The organism is Pseudomonas sp. WS 5412, from assembly GCF_012985615.1.
Taxonomy (GTDB): Bacteria; Pseudomonadota; Gammaproteobacteria; order Pseudomonadales; family Pseudomonadaceae; genus Aquipseudomonas; species Aquipseudomonas shahriarae.
Window position 1 is genome coordinate 133,424 of record NZ_JAARMB010000013.1, and the last position, 21,417, is coordinate 154,840.

Sequence of the window (21,417 nt, forward strand, 5' to 3'; positions counted from 1 at the left end):
AGGGGTGATTCAGGACTTGGCCTTGAAGGCTTCCAGTTGGCCAAAACCTGTCGGCGAGGTTTGGCTTTCCATCTTCACGCAGGTGCCTTCAGGGACCAGGTTCCAGGCGTTGGCCTGGTAGTCGGTTTTCGAGGTGCCCGCACAGGTAGTGCCGGGGCCTGCGGCGCAGTCATTCTTGCCTTTGAGGGCGACGCCGAAGCATTTTTCCATCTTCGCATCGTCGGCATGGGCGACAGTGGTCAGGGTGCTCAGGCTCAAGGCCGACCCCAGGGCGAGGACGAGGGTGGCAGCGGACAGCGAACGGGTGGTCATGGTGTTTCTCCAGCAGTGAGGTGGGTAAGCAAGCGTTTGTGCTTGCATACCCCACTAGAGAAAGGGGGGAGGGGATCGTTACAGGTGGTTCGAAGAAAAGTTAAAACAATGCAAATTCTAAGGTTCACACAAAGCAAATGTGGGAGCGGGTTTGCTCGCGATAGAAGTGTGTCAGCCAAGCCATCCGGCACTGACACACCGCCTTCGCGGGCAAGCCCGCTCCCACATTCAGACCCTAGCCGCCGAGGTAAGCCTCGCGCACTTTCGGGTCGGTCAGCAGTTGTTCGCCGCTGCCCTGCATCACTACCCGGCCGTTTTCCAACACATAGGCGCGGTCGGCAATTTTCAGTGCCTGGTTGGCGTTCTGTTCCACCAGGAACACCGTCACACCGTCCTTGCGCAGTTGCTCGATGATGTCGAAGATCTGCTGGATGATGATCGGGGCCAGGCCCAGGGACGGTTCGTCCAGCAAGAGCAGCTTGGGCTTGCTCATCAGCGCACGGCCGATGGCAAGCATCTGCTGTTCGCCACCGGACATGGTGCCGCCGCGCTGGCTGAAGCGTTCCTTGAGCCGAGGGAACAGGTGCAGCACCTTGTCCATCTGCTCCTGGTAGTCGCCCTTGTCGGTAAAGAACCCACCCATGGCCAGGTTCTCTTCCACGGTCAGGCGGGCAAACACCCGACGGCCTTCCGGGACCACGGCAATGCTCTTGCGCATGATTGCCGCCGAATGCTGGCCCACCAGTTCCTCACCCATGTAGCGGATGCTGCCGCTGTGCGCCTGGGGCGAGCCGCACAAGGTCATCAGCAAGGTGGATTTGCCGGCACCGTTGGCACCGATCAGGGTGACGATCTCGCCCTGGCGCACTTCCACGTTGACCTCGTGCAGGGCCTGGATCTTGCCGTAGAAAGTGGAAACGTTTTCGAATTGCAGCATTTACGCTTCCCCCAAATAGGCTTTGATCACTTCCGGGTTGTCGCGGATCTGCTCCGGCGTCCCGTTGGCCAATGGCGTGCCCTGGTTGATCACGACGATATGGTCGGAAATGCTCATGACCAGTTTCATGTCGTGTTCGATCAGCAACACGGTGGCGTTGTTTTCTTCACGCAGCACACCGATCAACGCCTTGAGGTCTTCGGTTTCCTTGGGGTTGAGGCCGGCAGCCGGTTCGTCGAGCATCAGGATCCGCGGGCGGGTCATCATGCAGCGGGCGATTTCCAGGCGCCGTTGCTGACCGTAGGCCAGGGTGCCGGCCGGGCGGTTGGCAAACTCGGTCAGGTTGACCTTGTCCAGCCAGTACGCGGCGTACTCCATGGCCTCGCGCTCGCTCTTGCGGAACGCCGGGGTCTTGAACAGGCCCGCGAAGAAATTGGTGTTCAGGTGCCGGTGTTGGGCGATCAGCAGATTTTCTACGGCGGTCATGTCCTTGAACAACCGCACGTTCTGGAAGGTCCGCACCACGCCCTTGCGGGCGATCTCGTGACCGGCCAGGCCCTGGATCGGCTGGCCGTCCAGCAGGATGCTGCCACCGGCCGGTTTGTAGAAACCGGTCAGGCAGTTGAACACCGTGGTCTTGCCGGCGCCGTTGGGGCCGATCAACGCGACCACTTGTTTCTCTTTGACAGTCAGGGCGACGCCATTGACCGCCAGCAAGCCGCCGAAGCGCATGCTCAGGTTTTCGACTTTCAGGATCTCGCGGCTCATTTGCGCAGCTCCATATGTGGACGTTGCATGGGCAGCAGGCCTTGAGGGCGCCAGATCATCATCAGCACCATCATGGCGCCGAACATCAACATGCGGTACTCGCTGAATTCACGCATCAGTTCCGGCAGCAGGATCATCACGATGGCCGCAAGGATCACGCCCAACTGCGAGCCCATGCCACCCAATACCACGATGGCGAGGATGATTGCCGACTCGATGAAGGTGAACGATTCCGGTGTCACCAAACCTTGGCGAGCGGCAAAGAAGCTACCGGCAAAACCGGCGAACGCGGCACCCAGGGTGAAGGCCGAGAGCTTGATGATGGTCGGGTTCAGGCCCAGCGCGCGGCAGGCGATTTCGTCTTCACGCAGCGCTTCCCAGGCACGCCCGATCGGCATGCGCAGCAGGCGGTTGATCACGAACAGCGCGGCCAGGGCCAGCAACAGGGCGACCAGGTACAGGAACACCACTTTGCTCACCGGGTTGTAGGCAATCCCGAAGTACTCGTGGAAGGTCTGCATGCCTTCGGCAGCGGAGCGATCAAACGACAAGCCGAAGAACGTTGGCTTGGGAATACTGCTGATGCCGTTGGGGCCGCCGGTGATATCGGTGAGGTTACGCAGGAACAGGCGGATGATCTCACCAAAGCCCAGGGTCACGATGGCCAGGTAGTCACCGCGCAGGCGCAACACCGGGAAGCCCAGCAGGAAGCCGAAGGTGGCCGCCGCCATGCCGGCCAGTGGCAGGCAGATCCAGAAGCTCCAGCCCAGGTAGTGCGAGAGCAGCGCGTAGGTGTAGGCACCCACGGCGTAGAAGCCCACATAACCCAGGTCGAGCAGGCCCGCGAGGCCCACCACGATGTTCAGGCCAAGGCCCAGCAGCACGTAGATCAGGATCAGGGTGGCGATATCCACTGCACCACGGGAGCCGAAGAATGGCCAGATCAACGCGGCCACGATCAGGCCGATGATGATGTAGCGCTGGGTGCGCGGCAGGGTCAGGAACTGGCTGACCTTGGGCGAGACCAGCGGGCCACGGTTGGACTTGAGCAGCGCACCGACCTGCTGGGTGAACAGCACCCGCAGGAACATCAGCACCGAGCACAGGGCAATGATGGTCAGGGTGACTGGCCCGGTGCCGTGTACTTCAAGGTTGATCCCGACAATGCTCAGCTTGAGCCCGAGTACCGGAAAGGCCACGGCCCATACCAGCAAGGCGCTGAAAAACGCCGATTTAAGATATCTGCTCATACTTTCTCAACCTCCGGACGGCCCAGGATGCCGGTCGGCCGGAATAACAGCACCAGAACCAATAGACCGAATGCCACCACGTCCTTGTACTGGTCGCCGAAGATATCGGCACCAAAGGCTTCGGCCACACCCAGCACCAGCCCGCCGAGCATCGCGCCCGGAATACTGCCGATGCCGCCGAGGACCGCCGCAGTGAAGGCTTTGAGCCCCACCAGGAAGCCGGCGTTGGGGTTGATCACGCCATACTGCATGCTCAGCAACACGGCAGCGACGGCGGCCAGTGCGGCGCCGATGACGAAGGTCAGGGCAATGATGTTGTTGGTGTTGATACCCAGCAGGTTGGCCATCTTGATGTCTTCGGCGCAGGCCCGGCAGGCGCGCCCCAGACGGGAGCGGGAGATGAACAGGGTCAGGCCCAGCATGGCCACCAGGGTGACGACGAAGACCAGGACCTGCATGTAGGAAATCAGCACTTCTTCTGCACCACCTGGACCGAAGGAAAAGCTCCCCGGGATCAGGTTGGGAATGGACTTGTCCTTGGAGTCCTGGGACAGCAATACGGTGTTCTGCAGGAAAATCGACATGCCGATGGCGGAAATCAACGGGATCAGGCGGTTGCTGCCACGCAAGGGGCGGTATGCAACACGTTCGATACTGTAGCCGTAGGCACTGGTTACGACGATTGACGCAAGGAACGCGGCAGTCATTAACAGCGGCAGGGAGTGGATACCCATCATGGCCAGCCCGGCAATGGCAATGAACGCCACGTAGGAGCCAATCATGTACACCTCGCCGTGGGCGAAGTTGATCATTCCAATGATGCCGTAAACCATTGTGTAGCCAATGGCTATCAAGGCATAGGTGCTGCCAATGGTCAGGCCATTAACCAGCTGTTGGAAAAAATGATAGATCTCAGGCATTACAGCGCTCCTAAAAACCCGATACGCATTTCACTGGTGGAGTCATCTTCCTGCTCGGTGCTGTGTTCTGTGAGCACATTTGCACAAAGCATTTGCCAGCGAACCGCTGGTGACGGTTTTAAGATTTTCAGGTGAGCCAGCGCCCGGATCGCGGGTGCGTGGCCCATAAACCTCGTAAAACAAAACCCACTGCTTGCACAGTGGGCTTGTTGTCCAGTAACGCCTGGCTTACTGAGGGGAAACTTCGGTTTTTGGTTGACCGAAGTGCCATTCGTAGACCACGAACTTGAAGTCTTTCAGGTCGCCGTTCTTATCGAAGCTCAGGTCGCCGGTCGGGGTCTTGAAGGTACCCGCGTGGATGGCCTCGGCCACTTTGGTGGTGTCTTCGCTTTTGGCAGCTGCGATGCCGCCCGCGATGATTTCAACCGCCGAGTAGGCTGGGAACACGAACGGACCGCTTGGGTCTTTGCCGTCAGCCTTGAGTGCGTCGACGATGGCCTTGTTCGCAGGGTCGGCGTCGAAGGATTTCGGCAGGGTGACCAGCAGGCCTTCGGAGGCTTTCTGGGCGATTTGCGAGATGGAGTCGTTACCCACGCCTTCCGGGCCCATGAACTTGGCTTTCAGGCCTTTTTCCTGGGATTGGCGCAGGATCAGACCCAGTTCTGGGTGGTAGCCGCCGTAGTAGACGAAGTCGACGTTGGCTTGCTTGAGCTTCTGGATAATCGAGGAGAAGTCCTTGTCGCCGGCGTTCAGGCCTTCGAACACGGCAACCTTGGTGCCTTTGCTCTCGAGGGTCTGCTTAACGGCGGTGGCGATGCCTTCACCGTATTGTTGCTTGTCGTGCAGGACTGCAACGACCTTCGGCTTGACGTGGTCGGCGATGTAGTTGCCGGCCGCTGGGCCCTGGGCGCTGTCCAGGCCGATGGTACGGAAGATCAGCTTGTAGCCACGGGAGGTGATTTCCGGGCTGGTAGCCGCCGGAGTGATCATGATCACGCCTTCGTCTTCGTAGATGTCGGTTGCAGGTTGAGTGGAGCTGGAGCAGAGGTGGCCGACCACGAACTTGACGCCGTCGTTGACCACTTTGTTGGCGACGGCAACGGCTTGTTTAGGGTCGCAAGCGTCGTCGTATTCCTTGGCCTCAAGCATTTTGCCATCGACACCGCCCTTGGCGTTGATGTCCTTGATGGCTTGCTTGGCGCCCATGAACTGCATATCGCCGTATTGGGTCACAGGGCCGGTTTTAGGGCCGGCAATACCGATCTTGATGGTGTCAGCTGCGAACGAATGGCCGGCAACCCCAGCCAGGACCATAGCGGCAAACAGTTTGGAAATCTGCTTAGTAGCCTTATTCATAGTGCTCCACTCTTACTGTTGTATTTTTTATAGTTCTAGCGGCCTTGTGGGCTACAGAACCGGATCAGATATCTCGGATATCCCCCGGCAGCGGCCTGGCAACTGTACCGGTACAGTGTAGAGCGCCGGTTGATCGCTTGAAAAGCTGGCTGCTGGGGGCAAACGCCGGGTATGTCGCTTAAATGAAAGAAAAAGACAGAATAGCGGCGGGTGCTTGCCAGAGTCTCGGGCAATCCTTGGCGTTCCTGACACTTTCAATCGGTGCCTCAATTGCAACTGGGTTTTTCTGGGGAAGCCTCGACGGTATGATTGCGCCGATTTTTTCCTCAGGTGAGTTCCCATGACGCAAGAACCTAGCACCCTCTATGCCAAGCTGCTCGGCGAAACCGCGGAAATTTCCTGGAAGGAGCTCGAACCGTTCTTTGCCAAGGGTGCCCTATTGTGGGTCGACGCTGGCCTGGATTTGATCGAAGCGGCCGAGGGAATGGCCGAGGACAACCGTGACAAAGTGGCCGCCTGGCTGGCCTCCGGGAGCCTTGGCGAAGTGTCTGCGACGCGGGCATTGGACCTGGTGGAGCGTGATCCGAGCTTGTGGGCGGTGGTGGTTTCACCGTGGATTCTGATCCAGGAAAGGGCATCGAACTAAACGTGCGCACCGAAATAGTGCGAGTTGTGTGCCATTAAAAGTGTGTAGCGGAGTAACCGCTTTGCCCATGATGGCAACTGGCCGTGAAGAAAGGTCACAGGCGAGGGTGACGTAAACGTCAGGGGAACAGTTTTGCGGGCCGCGGATGGCCTGGGGAATTGTTTCTTGGTGTGGCAAGGTTAGGGGTATTTGTTGCCGGTTAGACCGCTATCGCAGGCAAGCCAGCTCCCACATCCAGCCGCATTCCAAGAGTGGAACTCGGTCAACTGGGGGAGCGGGCTTGCTCGCGATGGGCGCACCTCGGTCTAGGCGGTCTTGCCCGTATGGTTGTTCAGCGAGATCACCTTGGTCTTGCCAATTCGGTGACGATAAATCTCACGCAGGTACTTGATCGCCTTCTTCACGCAATCGCGCGACAGGCGAATGTCGTTGATCGAGACAAACTTCTCTTTGTCGTTGATCAGCTCGCGGTACTTCTTCTCATACATCGGCTTGATCGCGTACCAGTTGGTATCGAGGATCTTCGCCGGGTTCTCGAATTCGTTGAGTAACTCGTCGATACGGTCCTCGTCGAAGTCTTCATGGATGATGAAGTCCAGGATCGAGTTGTCCAGGGTCTCGTCGAAACGGTACGGGTTGCGGGCAAAGCAGCGCTTGATAAAGGCCACGATCAACGTCAGGAAGTCATCCGACAGGCACGGGCTCTTGGCGATCAGGGTGGTCAACGACAGGTTGGCCGAAGCACCGATCACCAGGGCGTAGCGCTTGAGGGTGGTGTTGGGGAACAGGCTGTTGAGGTGGGTCTTGAGCCGGTTCAGGTCCATATAGGACAGTTTGTAGTCCTTGGGCAGGGAGACGATGGACACCACCGACGAGCAGTTCTTGAAGAAGTGCAGGTCATGCAGGGCCGCTGCGTCATAGCCGGAGTTCTTGTACTGCTCCAGGGATGCCTTGTAGCGTTTGGATTCGATCGGCAACAGGCTGATGCCTTCGATGGCCTGGGTGACTTTATTGAAGTGGGGCAGGTCGATGGAGCGGAAGAACAAATCGTCGATGTTCAGGCGCTGCGGCTCTTTTTCAAACACCTTGAACTTGTCGTTGCTCGGCGCCGGGGTTTCCGGGACCACCGACTCGGCGTAGGCAATTGCCACCGGCCCGGCCAGGCTCATGAACAGGTCGTTGGCGTCCAGGCGAATGGTTTCACCGATGTCGATGCCGGCGCGGCGGAAATAGTTCTGGTCATAGTCGGTCGTCACCGCCTGAGCCGTCAGGATGTTGAAGATCTGCTGTGAGATGTATTGGTTGGCGTGTTTTTCCATGGCATTGACGTCAATGTTCTGGATGTTGCCGTCGTCGCTTTCTTCGGCGTAACGCATGATGTCGTTGGAGATCAGCATCATCGCGTTCCACGGGCGGATACGGCCTTTGACACTGGCCTCGCTGCTGTCTTCATTGTCGAAGTTGTACGAGAAATCCCATTCCTCCGACAGGTACTTGCACAGCAGCCGACCGGCGTTGATATGCAGTGCCTCGGACATTTCGCTGCGGTGATCGGAGATGTTCGGCAGCACGCAGATCCCGCTGGTGAAAATCGGCTCGAACACAAAGGCATGGCCGCTCTTGCTGTCATGCTCGTCGGCAGGTTTGGTGTCGAAGGTCTTGTTCATGTACGAGTGTTGCTGGGCCAGGCCAAACTCCGAGGCCATGCCCGAGCCGGTGCCGCCGCCGGCGCTGAAGATCGAGAAGTACAGGCGCGACTGGTTGGCCTTGATCCCGCAGGAGTCGATCAGGTACGAATGGATCATCTTCCAGTCAGGGCTGGAAAAGCGCTGGGTGTCTTTGTTGAGGATGATCTTGGCCAGGTACTGGCCGAGGATCGGTGCGTTACCGGCGCCACCGGCATGCACTTCCGACAGGTCCATGATTTTCATTTTGCTGTAGTCGCGCAAAAAGCCGCTTTTCTCGCCCTTGCGCGAGAAACGGATGCGTCCGGCGATGTCTTTGTCCAGGTCGCCGAGCATCACCAGGGGTTCTACCAGAAACACCGGCTTGCTGGCCTTGCTGGCGCCCAGGCGCAAGTTGTTACGGATCCACTGGGCCGGGCTGTAGCCCTTTTCAACGTAGGATTTGTCTTCGGTGCTGAACTCGTTCAGATAAAACTTGCGGGCGTTGTACACCAGTTCCGCCACATCCAGGGCGATGTTGGAACCACAGCGCCCCAGGCCGATCAGGCAGACCGAGGGAAACTCCTGCTCACTGTGCAGCTCGCTGTCACCGTCAAGGTGCGGCGGGCGCGGGAACACCATGTCGCGCAGGCCATCGAGGTTGTCGAGGATGCGGTCGGTGTTGGTTTCGGTGAAGTACAGGTATTGCTGGGTGCCCAGCGCACGTTGACTGGTCAATGACTTTGAACCTGAGGGTTTTTCCGCAGGCGCTGTCAGCAACACGTCGGATACCGCGGTAACAGGATTATTTTTAGAAGTCATTGTGCGCCATGTGCCTGGACGGATGGCCGGAAAACATCAAAGAGCCATCACCGAGTGAGAGTTCGCGACTTTACCCGATAGGGTTTAACCCTAGGTTTTCTAGGGAAAAGCTACGTTGGACTCTCATGAATCGGCCGTTCGTCGGCGTTCTTTAATCAAATACTGGCGATTTGCCCTGATGCTGGCGTTTCAGCGAATAGGGCGGACTACCGAAGAACCCGTCGATGAACCCTTGGCGCTGGTCGTGTCCTTGCTGCCCGCCAGGCCCGGCGGGTTGCGTTGGTCAAGTGCCGTGATCACGGCACTGATTTCACTGGCCGGCACCGCTGCACTGAGCAGGTAACCCTGCACGTAATCGCAGCCATGTTTGATCAACAGCTCCAGTTGCTGCTGGGTTTCCACGCCTTCGGTAATGACTTGCAGGTGCAGGGTGTGGGCCATGCCGATGATCGCCTGGACAATCTCCATATCGGTGGTGGACTTGGGAATGTCCTGGATAAAGGAGCGGTCGATCTTCAGCGTGTTAAGGGGCAGGCGCTTGAGGTAGGAGAGGGAGGAGTAGCCAGTGCCGAAGTCGTCGATGGACAGCGCCACACCCAGCGCGCGGATTTGCCGCAGCAGGATCAGGGTGCTGCTGATGTTGCCCATCAAGGCATTTTCGGTCACCTCCAGCTCCAGGCGGCTGGCGGCGATGCCACTGCTGCGCAAGGCGTATTCGATTTCATCTGCCAGTTCGTCACGGGCCAGGTTCAGGGCCGAACAATTCACGGCCATGACCAGGTCCGGGTGCCCCTGGTCCGTCAGCCAACCCAGGTCGGCACAGGCCTGGCGCAGCACCCAGTTGTCCAGCTCGGCGATCAGGCCGTTGTTTTCGGCGATGCCGATAAACCGTTCGGGCGCCAGTAGCCCATGTTGCGGGTGTTGCCAACGCACCAGGGCTTCGAGGCGGGTGACCTTGCCTTTGTGCAGGTCCAGAATCGGTTGGTAGTGCAGGACCAGTTCCTTTTGGTTGCGCAATGCACTGCGCAATTCCTCTTCCAACTGCAGTTCGAGAAAGGCTCGGGTTTTCAGGTTGGAGCTGAAGAAGTTCAAGCTGTTGCGCCCGCCATCCTTGGATTGATACAGCGCCAGGTCGGCGGTTTTCAGCAGTTCCTCGCAGGTGGTCCCGTCCTCAGGAAACACGCTGATACCGATGCTGGTGGTCATCACCATGCGCCGGCCAGCCAGCTCGATGGGCTCTTTCATTTTCTGCATGATGCGCTGGGCCATGTGCCGCGCTTCGTCGCGATGATGGATGTTGATCAGGATGCAGAATTCATCGCCGCCAAAGCGCGCCACTACATCATTGTGACTGCGTATCGAACTCTTGATATGGCCGGCCAGGACTGTCAGCAGCTCATCGCCGGCATCATGGCCGAGGCTGTCGTTGATCCGCTTGAAGTGGTCGATGTCGAGGAAGATCACCGCCAGCATGCCCTCGGCCTGGGCTTTCTGCGCGAGGTTTTCGGCGAAGATCTGGTTGAAGCCCCGGCGATTGAGCAGGCTGGTCAGGGCGTCGTAGTGGGCCACTTGCTGCAGGGATGCGCGCGCCTGGTCCAGTTCGGTCAGCAGGGCATTGACCCGACGCAGGTCGCGTTCCTTGTGCTGCAGTTTCTTGTCGGCGAGGGCCGCGCTGATGCTGCTGCCGATGACCAACAACGTGATGACGGCCACCGACAGGCCCAGTTGCGTCGGGTTGTTGTCGATGGGCAATGCCGGCACGGCCCCGGTGGGCAGCAGCAATTGCATGGCTGCCATACCGGTGAAGTGCATGCTGATAATGCCGGCGCCGAGCACCAGGCTGGCAGCGTACTTGAGCAGTTGGTGGAACATTCCACTGCCATTGCGCAGGTAGCGGGACAACAGCAAGGCGGCCAGGCTGGCGCCAATGGCAATGGCCACCGACAACCCGAACAGCCCGCTGGAAAAATACACCTGGGCCTCGGAGCGCATGGCGGCCATGCCCACGTAGTGCATCAGGGCGATGCCCAGGCCCATGCAGGTGGCCGCCGTCAGGTACTGATGAAAACGCATTCGGGCATGACTGAGGGTTTGCAGGGCGAACAACGAAGCGATCAACGCGATCGCCAATGAAGCCAGCGTTAGGAACCATTCGTAATGGATAGTGATGGGCGCCTGGAGCGCCAGCATGCTGATGAAGTGCGTCGACCAGATCCCGCCGGCCAGGCAACCGGCGCCGATCCAGCGCCAATGGCGTTTTGCCGTCAGGTTATCAACGTGGCCGACACGCTCGGCCATGTCCAGGGTGCCAAAACTCGCGGCGCAGGCAACCAGGTACGCCAGTAGCACCAGGAAGGGGTTATGGGTGCAATTAAGTAATAAATACCCGCTCTCGGGAAGCGGGGTAAAAAAATGCAGACCCAGCCATTCCATAGCACGTCCCGTTGCAGAGTCATCTCGTGTCACTGCGCGTGGCGATGACCTATGGAATCGAGTATAGAAGGCTCAGCGGAAGCGCAAGCGGTAATGGCATTTTGATTGCTTTGATTTTGGCATGCTCGCCATAGCCAATGGTGCTAAGCACTGATGGGCAGCTCGAACTCGTAAGGCGGTTGCTCCAGCGGCGCCAGGCCGAATGCGGCGCGGGCGGCGTCGCAATCGACGTTCACTTCACCCTGGCTCCACGAGGCCTCGAATTCCCGGCACACGCTGGAACGCTGCTCGTAGATCGAACAACGGGTGCCGCTGCCCACTTCGCCCTCAAGGCTGCAACAGCGTGCCGGTTTCTGGTCGGTGCCGATCATCGCCACCCGGCTGGGGTTGATCTGTACCACCAGTTCATCGGGCACGGTGCCGCCTGATGAGGCGCATTCGCCCCAAAAGAAAGACACGCGAAAGTGTGAACAACAGGCACCGCAATTCAGACACGGACTGGCATCGGACATGGCACGTCATCAATAAGAGGTAAGGGGGAGCTGCGGAAGGCTCGCTATTCTATGCCTGCCAAGGCGCTTGGGAAGGGGGGCGCGTGCTTATTTTTTTAGCGGGAAAATCTGGCTGTCCTGGATGAAATTACGCCCTATCAGCTTTACGAATCATTACAGACAACCGCGCCGCGCCTGACTAGATTGCAGGTTCCGGGCAGGATGCGTCGGCATCGAGCCTCTATAACAATAAAAGAGACGGACCCATGCAGAACTCGACCCAAGCGGCGAATGCCTGGCGCATTCTGTTCCTGCTGTTCCTGGCCAACCTGTTCAACTTCTTTGATCGCACGATCCCGGCGATCATCATCGAGCCGATCCGCATGGAATGGCACCTCAGTGACTTCCAGCTCGGCATCATCGGCACTGCATTCACCATCGTCTATGCGATTGCCGGCTTGCCCCTGGGGCGCCTGGCCGATACCGGCTCGCGCAGCAAGCTGATGGGCTGGGGCCTGGCGAGTTGGAGCGCGCTGACGGCGGTCAACGGCATGGTTGGCAGCTTCTGGACCTTTCTGCTGGTGCGCATGGGCATCGGCATTGGTGAAGCCAGTTACGCGCCGGCCGCCAACTCGTTGATCGGCGACCTGTTCCCGGCTCACCGCCGCGCCCGGGCCATGGGGATTTTCATGCTGGGCCTGCCCCTGGGCCTGTTGCTGGCGTTCTTCACCATCGGTGCGATGGTCAAGGCGTTCGACAGCTGGCGTGCGCCGTTCTTTATTGCGGCCATCCCGGGGCTGATCCTTGCGGTGTTCATGTTCTACATCAAGGAGCCCAAGCGCGGCGCCGCCGAAACCGTGCAAGTCTCCCAGGAGAAAGTCGACCGGCCGATCCGTCGCGTGCTCGCGGTGCCGACCTTTCTGTGGCTGGTGCTGGCGGGGCTGTGCTTTAACTTTGCGACCTATGCATGCAACTCGTTCCTGGTGCCGATGCTGCAACGTTACTTCCTCATGCCCCTGCAGGAAGCGGCCGTGGCGACCGGGGTGATTGTCGGCGTGACCGGTCTGTTCGGCCTGACCTTGGGCGGCCTGGTGGCGGACAAGATTCACCAGCGCATTGCCAACGGCCGCTTACTGTTTGCCGCCTTCAGCCTGATTATCTCCACCGTATGCACTGCCTGGGCCCTGCATGCGGGGCGCATCGAGATCGGGGTGTTTGTCGCGGTGTTCAGTGTGGGCTGGTTGTTTGCCTATAACTTCTACACCTGCGTGTACACGGCGATCCAGGATGTGGTGGAGCCGCGCCTGCGCGCCACGGCCATGGCGCTGTTCTTCGCCGGCCTGTATCTGCTGGGGGGTGGCATGGGACCGGTGGTGGTGGGCGCGCTGTCTGATCACTTTGCCCATGCGGCAATGTACGCGGCGGGTGCCGAGCAAATGACCGAGGCGTTCAAGGCGGTGGGGCTGCATGACGCCATGTACCTGATTCCGGTGGCGTTGTTCCTGACCATGCTGTTTCTGTTCCAGGCTTCGCGGTGTTTTGTGCGCGATGCCAAGCGGATGAAGGATGGGTTGGGGAGGGTTGAGGTGCCGGCGGCGGTAGCTACTGCTTGAAACCGAGGTGACGCCAGCGCAGCATAGGTATCTACATAACTCTTTTATCTGGTGTTTATTGGGTTTGTGTACATATCCGTTGCTGCGGTCACGGCGGCTATTGGTTCCGCCCTTACGGCGGGTCACTTTCGAAGAGCGCGAAAGTAACCAAAGCGCTTTTGCCCCACCACTCGGTGCCTCGCCTAGGCTCGGCATGCCCGCAGTCAGGCATTGCTCCGTGGGCCCGCCGCGATCGGCCATCCATGGCCGTGTCGCGGCTACCCCGGCATCCATGCCGGGGTGCCCACTGCGCAATACCTGCCTGCGGCCATCGCGGTTTAACGGGGCGCCTGAGATCAAGATCAAAAGCAGAGCAACAGCAAAGCAAGAGCGTGAAGCTGCATTCCCCTGTGGGAGCGGGCTTGCCCGCGATGACGGTGTATCAGTCGATAAATCTATTGGCTGACCTGCCGCCATCGCAGGCAAGCCAGCTCCCACAGAAGGACGCGCACGCCTCGAAGGTCAGGCCGCCTCGCTTTGCTTTTGATCTTGATCTGAGGCGCCCCGTTAAACCACGCTGGCCGTCATCCGATATTGATTTGGGGGGTAAACCGGCAGGACACCCCCATAAAAAAGGCCCGCATTGCGCGGGCCTTTTTGTTCATCAGGGCAGGGCGCGGATCAACCGGCGACCAACACCCGAATCGCCTCCAACCGCAGCGCCGCCTTGTCGAGCATGGCCAGGCCTTGCTCGCGCTGTTGGCGCAGGGCAACCAGTTCGCTGTCGCGTACGGTCGGGTTGACGGCTTGCAGGGCGGTCAGGCGCGCCAGCTCTTCGTCGGTGTCTGCCGCCAGGCGACGTTGCGCCTCGGCCACACGTTCGGCGTGGCGCGGGGCGATTTTCTCTTCGCCGGCGTTGATCCGTGGCGTCAGCTGATCGCGCTGGGCCTGCACGAACTTGTTGGCGCTGGCCCGTGGCACGCTTTCCAACTGGTCGTTGAGGGTGGTGAAGGACACCCGGCCCGACAAGTCATTACCATTGGCATCCAGCAGGCAGCGCAGAGCCGCCGGGGGCAGGTAGCGACCCAGTTGCAGCGAACGCGGTGCCACCACTTCACTGACATAGAGCAGTTCCAGCAACACAGTGCCCGGCTTCAGCGCCTTGTTCTTGATCAGCGCCACTGCGGTGTTGCCCATGGAACCGGATAGCACCAGGTCCATGCCGCCCTGGACCATCGGGTGCTCCCAGGTAATGAACTGCATGTCTTCGCGAGACAGCGCCTGGTTGCGGTCGTAAGTGATGGTCACGCCTTCGTCGTCGCCGAGGGGGAAGCTGGCGTCGAGCATTTTTTCGCTGGGCTTGAGGATCAGCGCGTTTTCCGAATGGTCTTCGCTGTCGATGCCGAACGCGTCGAACAGGGTTTCCATGTAGATCGGCAGGGTGAACTGATCGTCTTGCTCCAGGATGTCCTCGACCAGCGCATCACCTTCGCCAGCGCCGCCGGAGTTGAGCTCCAGCAAACGGTCGCGGCCGGTGTGCAGCTCGGCTTCGAGGCGCTCGCGCTCGGTGCGGGCTTCGTCGATCAGGGCTTGCCATTCGCCGTCGTCGGCATTTTCCAGTAGCGGCAGCAGGCGCGGGCCGAACTGGTGCTGCAAGGCGTTGCCGGTCGGGCAGGTGTTAAGGAAGGCATTCAAGGCTTCGTGGTACCACTGGAACAGCCGCTCTTGCGGGCTGGTTTCCAGGTACGGCACGTGCAGCTCGATCACATGCTTCTGGCCGATCCGGTCCAGACGCCCGATGCGCTGCTCCAGCAAGTCCGGGTGCGATGGCAGGTCGAACAGCACCAGATGGTGGGCGAACTGGAAGTTGCGGCCTTCACTGCCGATTTCCGAACAGATCAGCACCTGGGCGCCGAACTCTTCATCCGCGAAGTAGGCGGCGGCACGGTCCCGTTCGAGGATGTTCATGCCCTCGTGGAACACCGTGGCCGGGATGCCGGAACGCACGCGCAGGGCGTCTTCCAGGTCCATGGCGGTTTCGGCGTGGGCGCAGATCACCAGGACTTTGGTGCGCTTGAGCATTTTCAGCTGGTCGATCAGCCACTCGACGCGCGGGTCGAAGCGCCACCAGCGGTTTTCTTCTTCTATATCCGGTTGCGACTGGAAGCTGACTTCCGGGTACAGCTCGGCATGCTCGCCCAGCGGCAGTTCCAGGTATTCGTCCGGGCACGGCAGCGGGTAGGCGTGCAACTTGCGCTCGGGGAAGCCTTGTACGGCGGCGCGGGTGTTACGGAACAGCACGCGGCCGGTGCCGTGGCGGTCCAGCAGCTCACGCACCAGGCGCGCACTGGCTTCGGTGTCGCCATCGTTGACGGCAGCCAGCAGCGCTTCGCCTTCGTTGCCGAGGAAGCCCTGGATAGTCTTGTGCGCGGCCGGCGAGAGGCGACCCTTGTCCATCAGCTCCTGGACGGCTTCGGCGACCGGGCGATAGTTCTCGCTCTCGGCGCGGAAGGCTTTGACGTCATGGAAACGGTTCGGGTCCAGCAGGCGCAGACGGGCGAAGTGGCTGTCCTGGCCCAGTTGTTCCGGGGTTGCGGTCAGCAGCAGCACGCCGGGAATGGTCTCGGCCAGTTGCTCGACCAGTTGGTATTCAGCGCTGGCCTTTTCTTCGTGCCAGACCAGGTGGTGGGCTTCGTCGACCACCATCAAGTCCCAGCCGGCGGCAAACAGCGCGTCCTGGGCTTTTTCGTCGTCCACCAGCCATTCCAGGGCCACCAGCGCGAGCTGGGTGTCTTCGAACGGGTTGCTGGCATCGCTTTCGATAAAACGTTCTTCGTCGAACAGCGCGACCTGCAGGTTGAAACGCCGGCGCATTTCCACCAGCCATTGGTGCTGGAGGTTTTCCGGGACCAGGATCAGCACGCGATTGGCGCGTCCGGACAGCAGTTGGCGATGGATCACCAGGCCGGCTTCGATGGTCTTGCCCAGGCCCACTTCGTCGGCCAGCAGCACCCGTGGCGCGATTCGGTCAGCCACTTCACGGGCAATGTGCAGTTGGTGCGCAATCGGCTGCGCACGCACGCCGCCCAGGCCCCAGAGGGAGGACTGCAACTGGCGGCTGGTGTGTTCCAGGGTGTGGTAGCGCAGGGAGAACCAGGCCAGCGGGTCGATCTGGCCGGCGAACAGACGGTCGCTGGCGAGGCGGAACTGGATGAAGTTCGACAGTTGGGTTTCCGGCAGGGTGACCTGCTCGTTCTGCCCATTGAGGCCGTGGTAGACCAGCAGGCCGTCGACATCGTCGACCTCGCGCACGGTCATCTTCCAGCCTTCGAAGTGGGTGATGGTGTCACCCGGCGAGAACCTCACGCGAGTGAGGGGCGCATTCCGTAGCGCATACTGGCGGGTGTCGCCAGTGGCCGGATAGAGCACGGTCAACAAGCGGCCGTCCTGTGCCAGAACGGTGCCTAACCCCAGCTCTGCTTCGCTGTCACTAATCCAGCGTTGCCCCGGTTGATACTGCTGCGCCATGCTGCCTGACTCCCGCCGTGAAAAAGCCGACTATTCTAACGGAACAAGGCCCCCAGCCAAAGGACTCTGACAAAAACTACTCCGCTTGCCGGAGTGAAAGAGGGCGATTCGACGGGTGGCAGGGCACTGGCGACTGACGACTGGGTCACAAGTTGGCAGCCCCAGGCTCAAGTCGCTGGTACAGCAGCCGACAGCCTGCTGACAGGAGACCAATAATTATGCTGCCACCGATCTTGCCCTTGAGTGTTGTGCCGGTTACGTCACAACTCGACCCCGTGCGCCCCAAACCCGATATCCCGCCGGTGGTGCCTGCGCAGGCGAGTTCCAATGAAAGCACCATTGACCTCAAGCACCGCGACGCCGAGCAATCGACCCTGATGCTGCGCGAGGAACAACGACGCCAGCAGGAACAGCAAAAACGCCGGCGCGAGGCCGACGAAGATCCCGAGCAGCACCTGGCCGTTCCTGGTGACGAACTGAATGCCGATAACACCGTGCCGGTCGCGCCGCTGATCGAGGATGCACCCCGCCAGGGGTTGTGGGTGGACGTCGAGGTTTGACCCCTGGGCGGGCCAGGACGCATTATTGAGTCAATCCAGCCACCACGTAAGCCATGCCATGAGTGACGACAAGCTGATCGACCTGACTGCCGAACGCGCCAAACGGGTCCACGATCTCAATGACAAGCGCCTGAATGACGTGCGCCAGGCGTTCGAGCAGGCCATGCCGCTGGGCAAGGCGAAGAAAAAGTCGAAAAACAAACCGAAAAAGCGCTGAAATGCCCTGAATCTATTGATTCAGGTCAGTTATCTCCCTTCTTTACGCCCCGTTGCGGGCGACATTGATCCCCGTCAATTTCTGCCCCCGACTTCTTGGTTAACTTAGCCCTATCGCAACAGGGCAAGAGCAGGAGGCCGGTCATGTTTTTCGATAATGTGGTTTTTGCCGGGGTGCTGACTGTCGGCCTCATGGTGCTGTTTTTTGTAGGGTTTGGATTTTTTATCTGGAAAGACGCGAACAAGCGTAAAAAACCATAGGTTTTTCCGGGTTACATGAGCACGCAAGGCATTTTGGGCGACTTCGGTCGCCCTTTTTTTTGCCCGATGTTTAGCTCCCTAGCCACAAAAGCACAAAAAAAGGCGTGACCCTCGCAGGTCACGCCTTTTTTAATTGCGTTGTCGGTTAACTGCCCAACGCCGTGGACGCCAGCCAGAACAAGCCGGCCGACAGGCTCACTGTGGCTGGCAGGGTCAGGATCCAGGCCATCAGGATGGTCTTCACGGTGCCGCCTTGCAGGCCGCTCTTGTTCGCGACCATGGTCCCGGCCACGCCCGACGACAGCACGTGGGTGGTGGACACCGGCAGGGCGAAGATATTGGCAAAGCCAATCATGGTGGCGGTGGTGATTTGCGCCGACATGCCCTGGGCATAGGTCATGCCCTGCTTGCCGATCTTCTCGCCAATCGTCAGTACCACGCGCTTCCAGCCCACCATGGTGCCCAGGCCAAGGGCCAGGGCCACGGCGAGGATTACCCAGAACGGTGCGTATTCGGTGGTGGCGGTCAGGTCTTTGCGCAGTTTTTCCAGGTCCGACTTCTCGCGGGAATCAAGGCCTGGCAGCTTGCCGACTTTCTTCGCGGTGTCGTCCAGGCACAACAGGTAGCGACGGACCTCAATGCGCTGGTCGGAGGTCAAGGAATGGTAGTCAGAGACACCCTTCAATGTGCCGAGGAGGGCGTTGATGGTTGGCTCGGTCTGTTGCGGGTTGCAACGGAACTTGCCTGGCAGGTCGTCTCTGACACTTTTGCCCAGGGCAAGGAATTCGCCGAGGGTTTCGTGGTTGCGCTGGTAGAACTGGTTGAGGTGCAGGGTGGCGTCGCGGGTTCGCTCGATCTGGTAAGTAGTGCTGCCCAGATCGAGTACAAACTGCGCGGGCACGATACCGATCAGCACCAGCATGATCAGGCCAATACCTTTCTGACCGTCGTTGGAGCCATGCACGAAACTCACGGCCATCGCGGAGATCACCAGTACCAGGCGGTTCCAGAACGGCGGGTGTTTCTTGTCGTCGAGCTTGCGGCGCTGGTCCGGTGTCTTGTGCATCTTGGACAGCGGACGCCACCATTTAAGGCCAATCAACACCAGGGCTGCGACCAGGAAGCCGGCCATGGGCGAGAACACCAGCGAGGCGCCGATATCAATGGCCTTCTGCCAGTTGACCCCGTCTGCCAGCGGAATATCGTTGATCAAGGCATTGGCCAGGCCGACACCGAGGATCGAACCGATCAGGGTGTGGGAGCTGGATGCCGGGATCCCGAAATACCAGGTGCCGAGATTCCAGGTGATGGCCGCTGCTAATAATGAAAACACCATGGCCAGACCATGGCCGGTGTTTACATTGATCAGCAACTCCACCGGCAGCAGGTGCACGATGGCATAGGCAACGCCCACCCCGCCGAGCAACACGCCGAGGAAGTTGAACACCCCGGAAAAGAATACGGCCAGGTGCGGCGGCATCGCTTTGGTATAGATGACTGTGGCCACCGCGTTAGCGGTGTCATGAAAGCCATTGATGAACTCGAAGGCGAGGACAAAGGCGAGGGCGAGCAACAGGCTCACAAGAACCCAAGCATCCAGTCCGCTGAATAAATCGATCATGAAGGTTTTATGACCCGGTCGTAAGGGGGCGCGATTATGCCAGAAAACCTCAGTAATCTATGCACTAGCTGCTCGCCGGTAACATTCTTCAACGAATTAATTTGGAGGAGGGGTGCGACTACCAGATATTTCGGTGGTTTGGCAACTCATTGATTTATAAAGAATAGAGGGGCCGTGGCAGGGTGCGACAATTAAGATGAAGGGTCTGAAACAGGTGTATGAAATTTCGTCAGAGCGGCGAAACTGACGATTGCTGGGCAAACCCCGTGCGCCCCTGCCAGGGGGTGCTGGCAGGGCAATGACTTGCCAGGAAGGCTCAATCCGAGAGGCTTATGGCTCTTCGGCCTTGAGGTCCTTTTCGATCTTTTGGATTTCCTGGGCAAACGCCTGGTCGAGCAGACTGGCTCGTTTGCGCCATGGTTTGCGCTCCGGCTCAGGTTGGGCGGCGTAGGTGGTGACTTCCCCGCCGTAAACATCCTTGTAACGTTGTTCCTGGCGCTCAAGTTCCGCGCGCAGTTCGTCTTTCGTCACTTTGTTACCTAATTGAGTTGAGTTTGATTCCGGTGATGCGCGATGACGCAAGTGATGGGCGTATTACACGATCAACCACTTCAGTTATTGCACGCGGCCACGGCACCGGGGAAGAACAGCTGTCGTAGCAACAGTTTTCTTTTTACATCACAAATATGGGCAGGCTGTGGAACTGAATACCCGGTATCTGCAACCCAGGCCAGGACAAGGAAAAGCTGAGGCTTGGTGGGGGCAGGCATGCCCTTGAGGCTAACTCGACCTTGTCACAGGGTGCATTATAGCGGCGCATTTGCATAAGACTATCGTCAACAAGTTAAAAAACGTCAACTTGGCGTAGCTGTATTGCTATTCACCTCATGTCGGGAACTTGACGCCGTACTTGCCTAATACTCTGTGTGTGACAGTTGCACGGTCGTTAATTAAGTCAACATTGCCAGGCCGGACGACGTCAGTTAAGTGAGCGCAACAAATTCAGTGCGGGGACCTGGCAGCGCCCAGCGGCGCAAATTGCGATTATCGAATGACCGTCCGATAATCGCCCAATGTTGGCGCCCTTGCCTTGTACATCCGTTGCCTGCCGGCTTGTAATGGCGCTTGAAAATAAGAGAAAGGACCTGAAATGAACGATCAATTGCGCAACTCCTTTGCCTCAGTGGCGCCGCCGATCGTTGCGTCACCGGCCAAGCGCATCCAGGCGTTTACCGGCGACCCGGATTTCATGACCTCCCTGGCCCGTGGGCTGGCCGTGGTGCAGGCGTTCCAGGAGCGCAAGCGGCACCTGACCATCGCCCAGATCAGCCATCGCACGGAAATCCCCCGCGCTGCCGTCAGGCGTTGCCTGCATACCTTGATCAAACTCGGCTACGCCACCACCGACGGGCGCACGTACTCCCTGCTGCCCAAGGTCCTGACCCTGGGCCATGCCTATCTGTCGTCCACGCCCCTGGCGGTTTCTGCCCAGCCTTACCTGGACCGCATGAGTGAGCAGCTTCATGAAGCCTGCAACATGGCGACCCTGGAGGGCGACGACATCCTCTATATCGCCCGATCCGCCACCACCCAACGCCTGATTTCGGTGGATCTTTCGGTCGGTGGCCGGCTGCCAGCTTATTGCACCTCCATGGGCCGAATCCTCCTGGCAGCCCTGGATGACGCGTCGCTGCAGGACTACCTGGATCATGCCGACCTGCAAACCAAGACCAGCCGCACCCTGACCACGCCGCAAGCCTTGCTTGAATGCCTGCAACAAGTGCGGCAACAGGGCTGGTGCATTGTCGACCAGGAACTGGAGCAGGGTCTGCGCTCCATCGCCGTGCCGGTGTATGACGCGTCCGGCCAGGTATTGGCTGCGCTGAATGTCAGCACCCATGCCGGGCGGGTCAGCCGCAGTGAGCTGGAACAACGTTTCCTGCCGAGCATGCTCTGCGCCAGCCAGGAGCTGAGTGCCCAGTTGTTTGCTTAAGCTGTTCGGTGACCGCACAGATCCCGGTTTGACGAATTGACGGTGTT

At 59.4% G+C, this 21,417-nt stretch carries 18 protein-coding genes; 6 read left to right on the forward strand and 12 right to left on the reverse strand.

Annotated elements, in window-relative coordinates; all coding sequences use genetic code 11:
- Positions 1-9 precede the first annotated feature (9 nt).
- From HBR94_RS18015 to HBR94_RS18040, 6 genes are all read right to left on the reverse strand, one after another.
- Positions 10-312, reverse strand: a complete 303-nt coding sequence (locus tag HBR94_RS18015) for a DUF2282 domain-containing protein (protein ID WP_057439836.1) — start codon at positions 310-312, stop codon at positions 10-12.
- A gap of 235 nt (positions 313-547) precedes the next feature.
- Positions 548-1,249 (reverse strand): ABC transporter ATP-binding protein, encoded by a 702-nt coding sequence (locus tag HBR94_RS18020; RefSeq protein WP_057439834.1) that lies wholly within the window; start codon positions 1,247-1,249, stop codon positions 548-550.
- Entirely contained in the window at positions 1,250-2,017 is a 768-nt protein-coding gene (gene livG / locus HBR94_RS18025; protein ID WP_038446527.1) for a high-affinity branched-chain amino acid ABC transporter ATP-binding protein LivG, read from the reverse strand. It lies immediately after the preceding gene.
- Positions 2,014-3,267 carry a high-affinity branched-chain amino acid ABC transporter permease LivM gene (locus HBR94_RS18030; RefSeq protein ID WP_029297111.1) on the reverse strand — a complete coding sequence of 418 codons (1,254 nt, stop codon included), beginning with the start codon at positions 3,265-3,267 and terminating at the stop codon, positions 2,014-2,016. Before HBR94_RS18030 ends, livG begins: the two co-directional genes overlap by 4 nt.
- Complete coding sequence (gene livH / locus HBR94_RS18035) at positions 3,264-4,187, reverse strand: high-affinity branched-chain amino acid ABC transporter permease LivH (RefSeq protein ID WP_057439832.1); 924 nt, start codon at positions 4,185-4,187, stop codon at positions 3,264-3,266. Before livH ends, HBR94_RS18030 begins: the two co-directional genes overlap by 4 nt.
- Positions 4,188-4,415: 228 nt before the next feature.
- Complete coding sequence (locus HBR94_RS18040; protein ID WP_057958730.1) at positions 4,416-5,543, reverse strand: branched-chain amino acid ABC transporter substrate-binding protein; 1,128 nt, start codon at positions 5,541-5,543, stop codon at positions 4,416-4,418.
- 340 nt (positions 5,544-5,883) lie between these two features.
- Between HBR94_RS18040 and HBR94_RS18045 the strand changes: the two genes are divergently transcribed.
- A complete protein-coding gene (locus HBR94_RS18045) occupies positions 5,884-6,189 on the forward strand; it encodes a DUF2288 domain-containing protein (RefSeq protein WP_057958731.1) in 306 nt (101 codons plus the stop codon).
- A 305-nt stretch (positions 6,190-6,494) separates the two neighbouring features.
- Here HBR94_RS18045 and HBR94_RS18050 read toward each other — a convergent pair whose 3' ends face one another.
- From HBR94_RS18050 to HBR94_RS18060, 3 genes are all read right to left on the reverse strand, one after another.
- The gene (locus HBR94_RS18050; protein WP_057958732.1) at positions 6,495-8,675 is read right to left on the reverse strand and encodes a hypothetical protein; all 2,181 of its coding nucleotides are present in this window, start codon (positions 8,673-8,675) and stop codon (positions 6,495-6,497) included.
- A 189-nt stretch (positions 8,676-8,864) separates the two neighbouring features.
- Positions 8,865-11,108, reverse strand: a complete 2,244-nt coding sequence (locus HBR94_RS18055) for a bifunctional diguanylate cyclase/phosphodiesterase (protein ID WP_170045311.1) — start codon at positions 11,106-11,108, stop codon at positions 8,865-8,867.
- A 143-nt stretch (positions 11,109-11,251) separates the two neighbouring features.
- Positions 11,252-11,620 carry a YkgJ family cysteine cluster protein gene (locus HBR94_RS18060; protein WP_057439824.1) on the reverse strand — a complete coding sequence of 123 codons (369 nt, stop codon included), beginning with the start codon at positions 11,618-11,620 and terminating at the stop codon, positions 11,252-11,254.
- A 245-nt stretch (positions 11,621-11,865) separates the two neighbouring features.
- Here HBR94_RS18060 and HBR94_RS18065 point away from each other — a divergent pair, with 245 nt between their 5' ends.
- Positions 11,866-13,212 carry an MFS transporter gene (locus tag HBR94_RS18065; protein ID WP_170045312.1) on the forward strand — a complete coding sequence of 449 codons (1,347 nt, stop codon included), beginning with the start codon at positions 11,866-11,868 and terminating at the stop codon, positions 13,210-13,212.
- Positions 13,213-13,872: 660 nt separating this feature from the next.
- On the opposite strand, the gene rapA is transcribed toward HBR94_RS18065, so the two are convergent.
- A complete protein-coding gene (gene rapA, locus HBR94_RS18070) occupies positions 13,873-16,719 on the reverse strand; it encodes an RNA polymerase-associated protein RapA (RefSeq protein WP_057439822.1) in 2,847 nt (948 codons plus the stop codon).
- Positions 16,720-16,937: 218 nt separating this feature from the next.
- Between rapA and HBR94_RS18075 the strand changes: the two genes are divergently transcribed.
- The 3 genes from HBR94_RS18075 (at position 16,938) to ccoM (ending at position 17,756) form a co-directional block, all read left to right on the forward strand.
- Positions 16,938-17,279, forward strand: coding sequence for a hypothetical protein (locus HBR94_RS18075; protein WP_057439820.1), 342 nt, complete (start codon positions 16,938-16,940; stop codon positions 17,277-17,279).
- A 25-nt stretch (positions 17,280-17,304) separates the two neighbouring features.
- Positions 17,305-17,496: a hypothetical protein gene (locus HBR94_RS18080; protein ID WP_128593654.1), complete on the forward strand. Its 192-nt coding sequence runs from the start codon at positions 17,305-17,307 to the stop codon at positions 17,494-17,496.
- Between the two features lie 143 nt (positions 17,497-17,639).
- On the forward strand, positions 17,640-17,756 hold the full coding sequence (gene ccoM, locus HBR94_RS28910) for a cytochrome c oxidase subunit CcoM (RefSeq protein ID WP_029297086.1): 117 nt from the start codon (positions 17,640-17,642) through the stop codon (positions 17,754-17,756).
- A gap of 145 nt (positions 17,757-17,901) precedes the next feature.
- Here the strand turns inward: ccoM and HBR94_RS18085 are convergent, their stop codons facing one another.
- Both HBR94_RS18085 and HBR94_RS18090 read right to left on the reverse strand, forming a co-directional pair.
- The gene (locus tag HBR94_RS18085) at positions 17,902-19,377 is read right to left on the reverse strand and encodes an inorganic phosphate transporter (RefSeq protein ID WP_170045313.1); all 1,476 of its coding nucleotides are present in this window, start codon (positions 19,375-19,377) and stop codon (positions 17,902-17,904) included.
- Positions 19,378-19,707: 330 nt separating this feature from the next.
- Positions 19,708-19,908, reverse strand: coding sequence for a hypothetical protein (locus HBR94_RS18090; RefSeq protein ID WP_029297082.1), 201 nt, complete (start codon positions 19,906-19,908; stop codon positions 19,708-19,710).
- A gap of 619 nt (positions 19,909-20,527) precedes the next feature.
- Between HBR94_RS18090 and pcaR the strand changes: the two genes are divergently transcribed.
- Positions 20,528-21,370, forward strand: a complete 843-nt coding sequence (gene pcaR, locus HBR94_RS18095) for a pca regulon transcriptional regulator PcaR (protein WP_057439816.1) — start codon at positions 20,528-20,530, stop codon at positions 21,368-21,370.
- Positions 21,371-21,417: the final 47 nt, after the last annotated feature.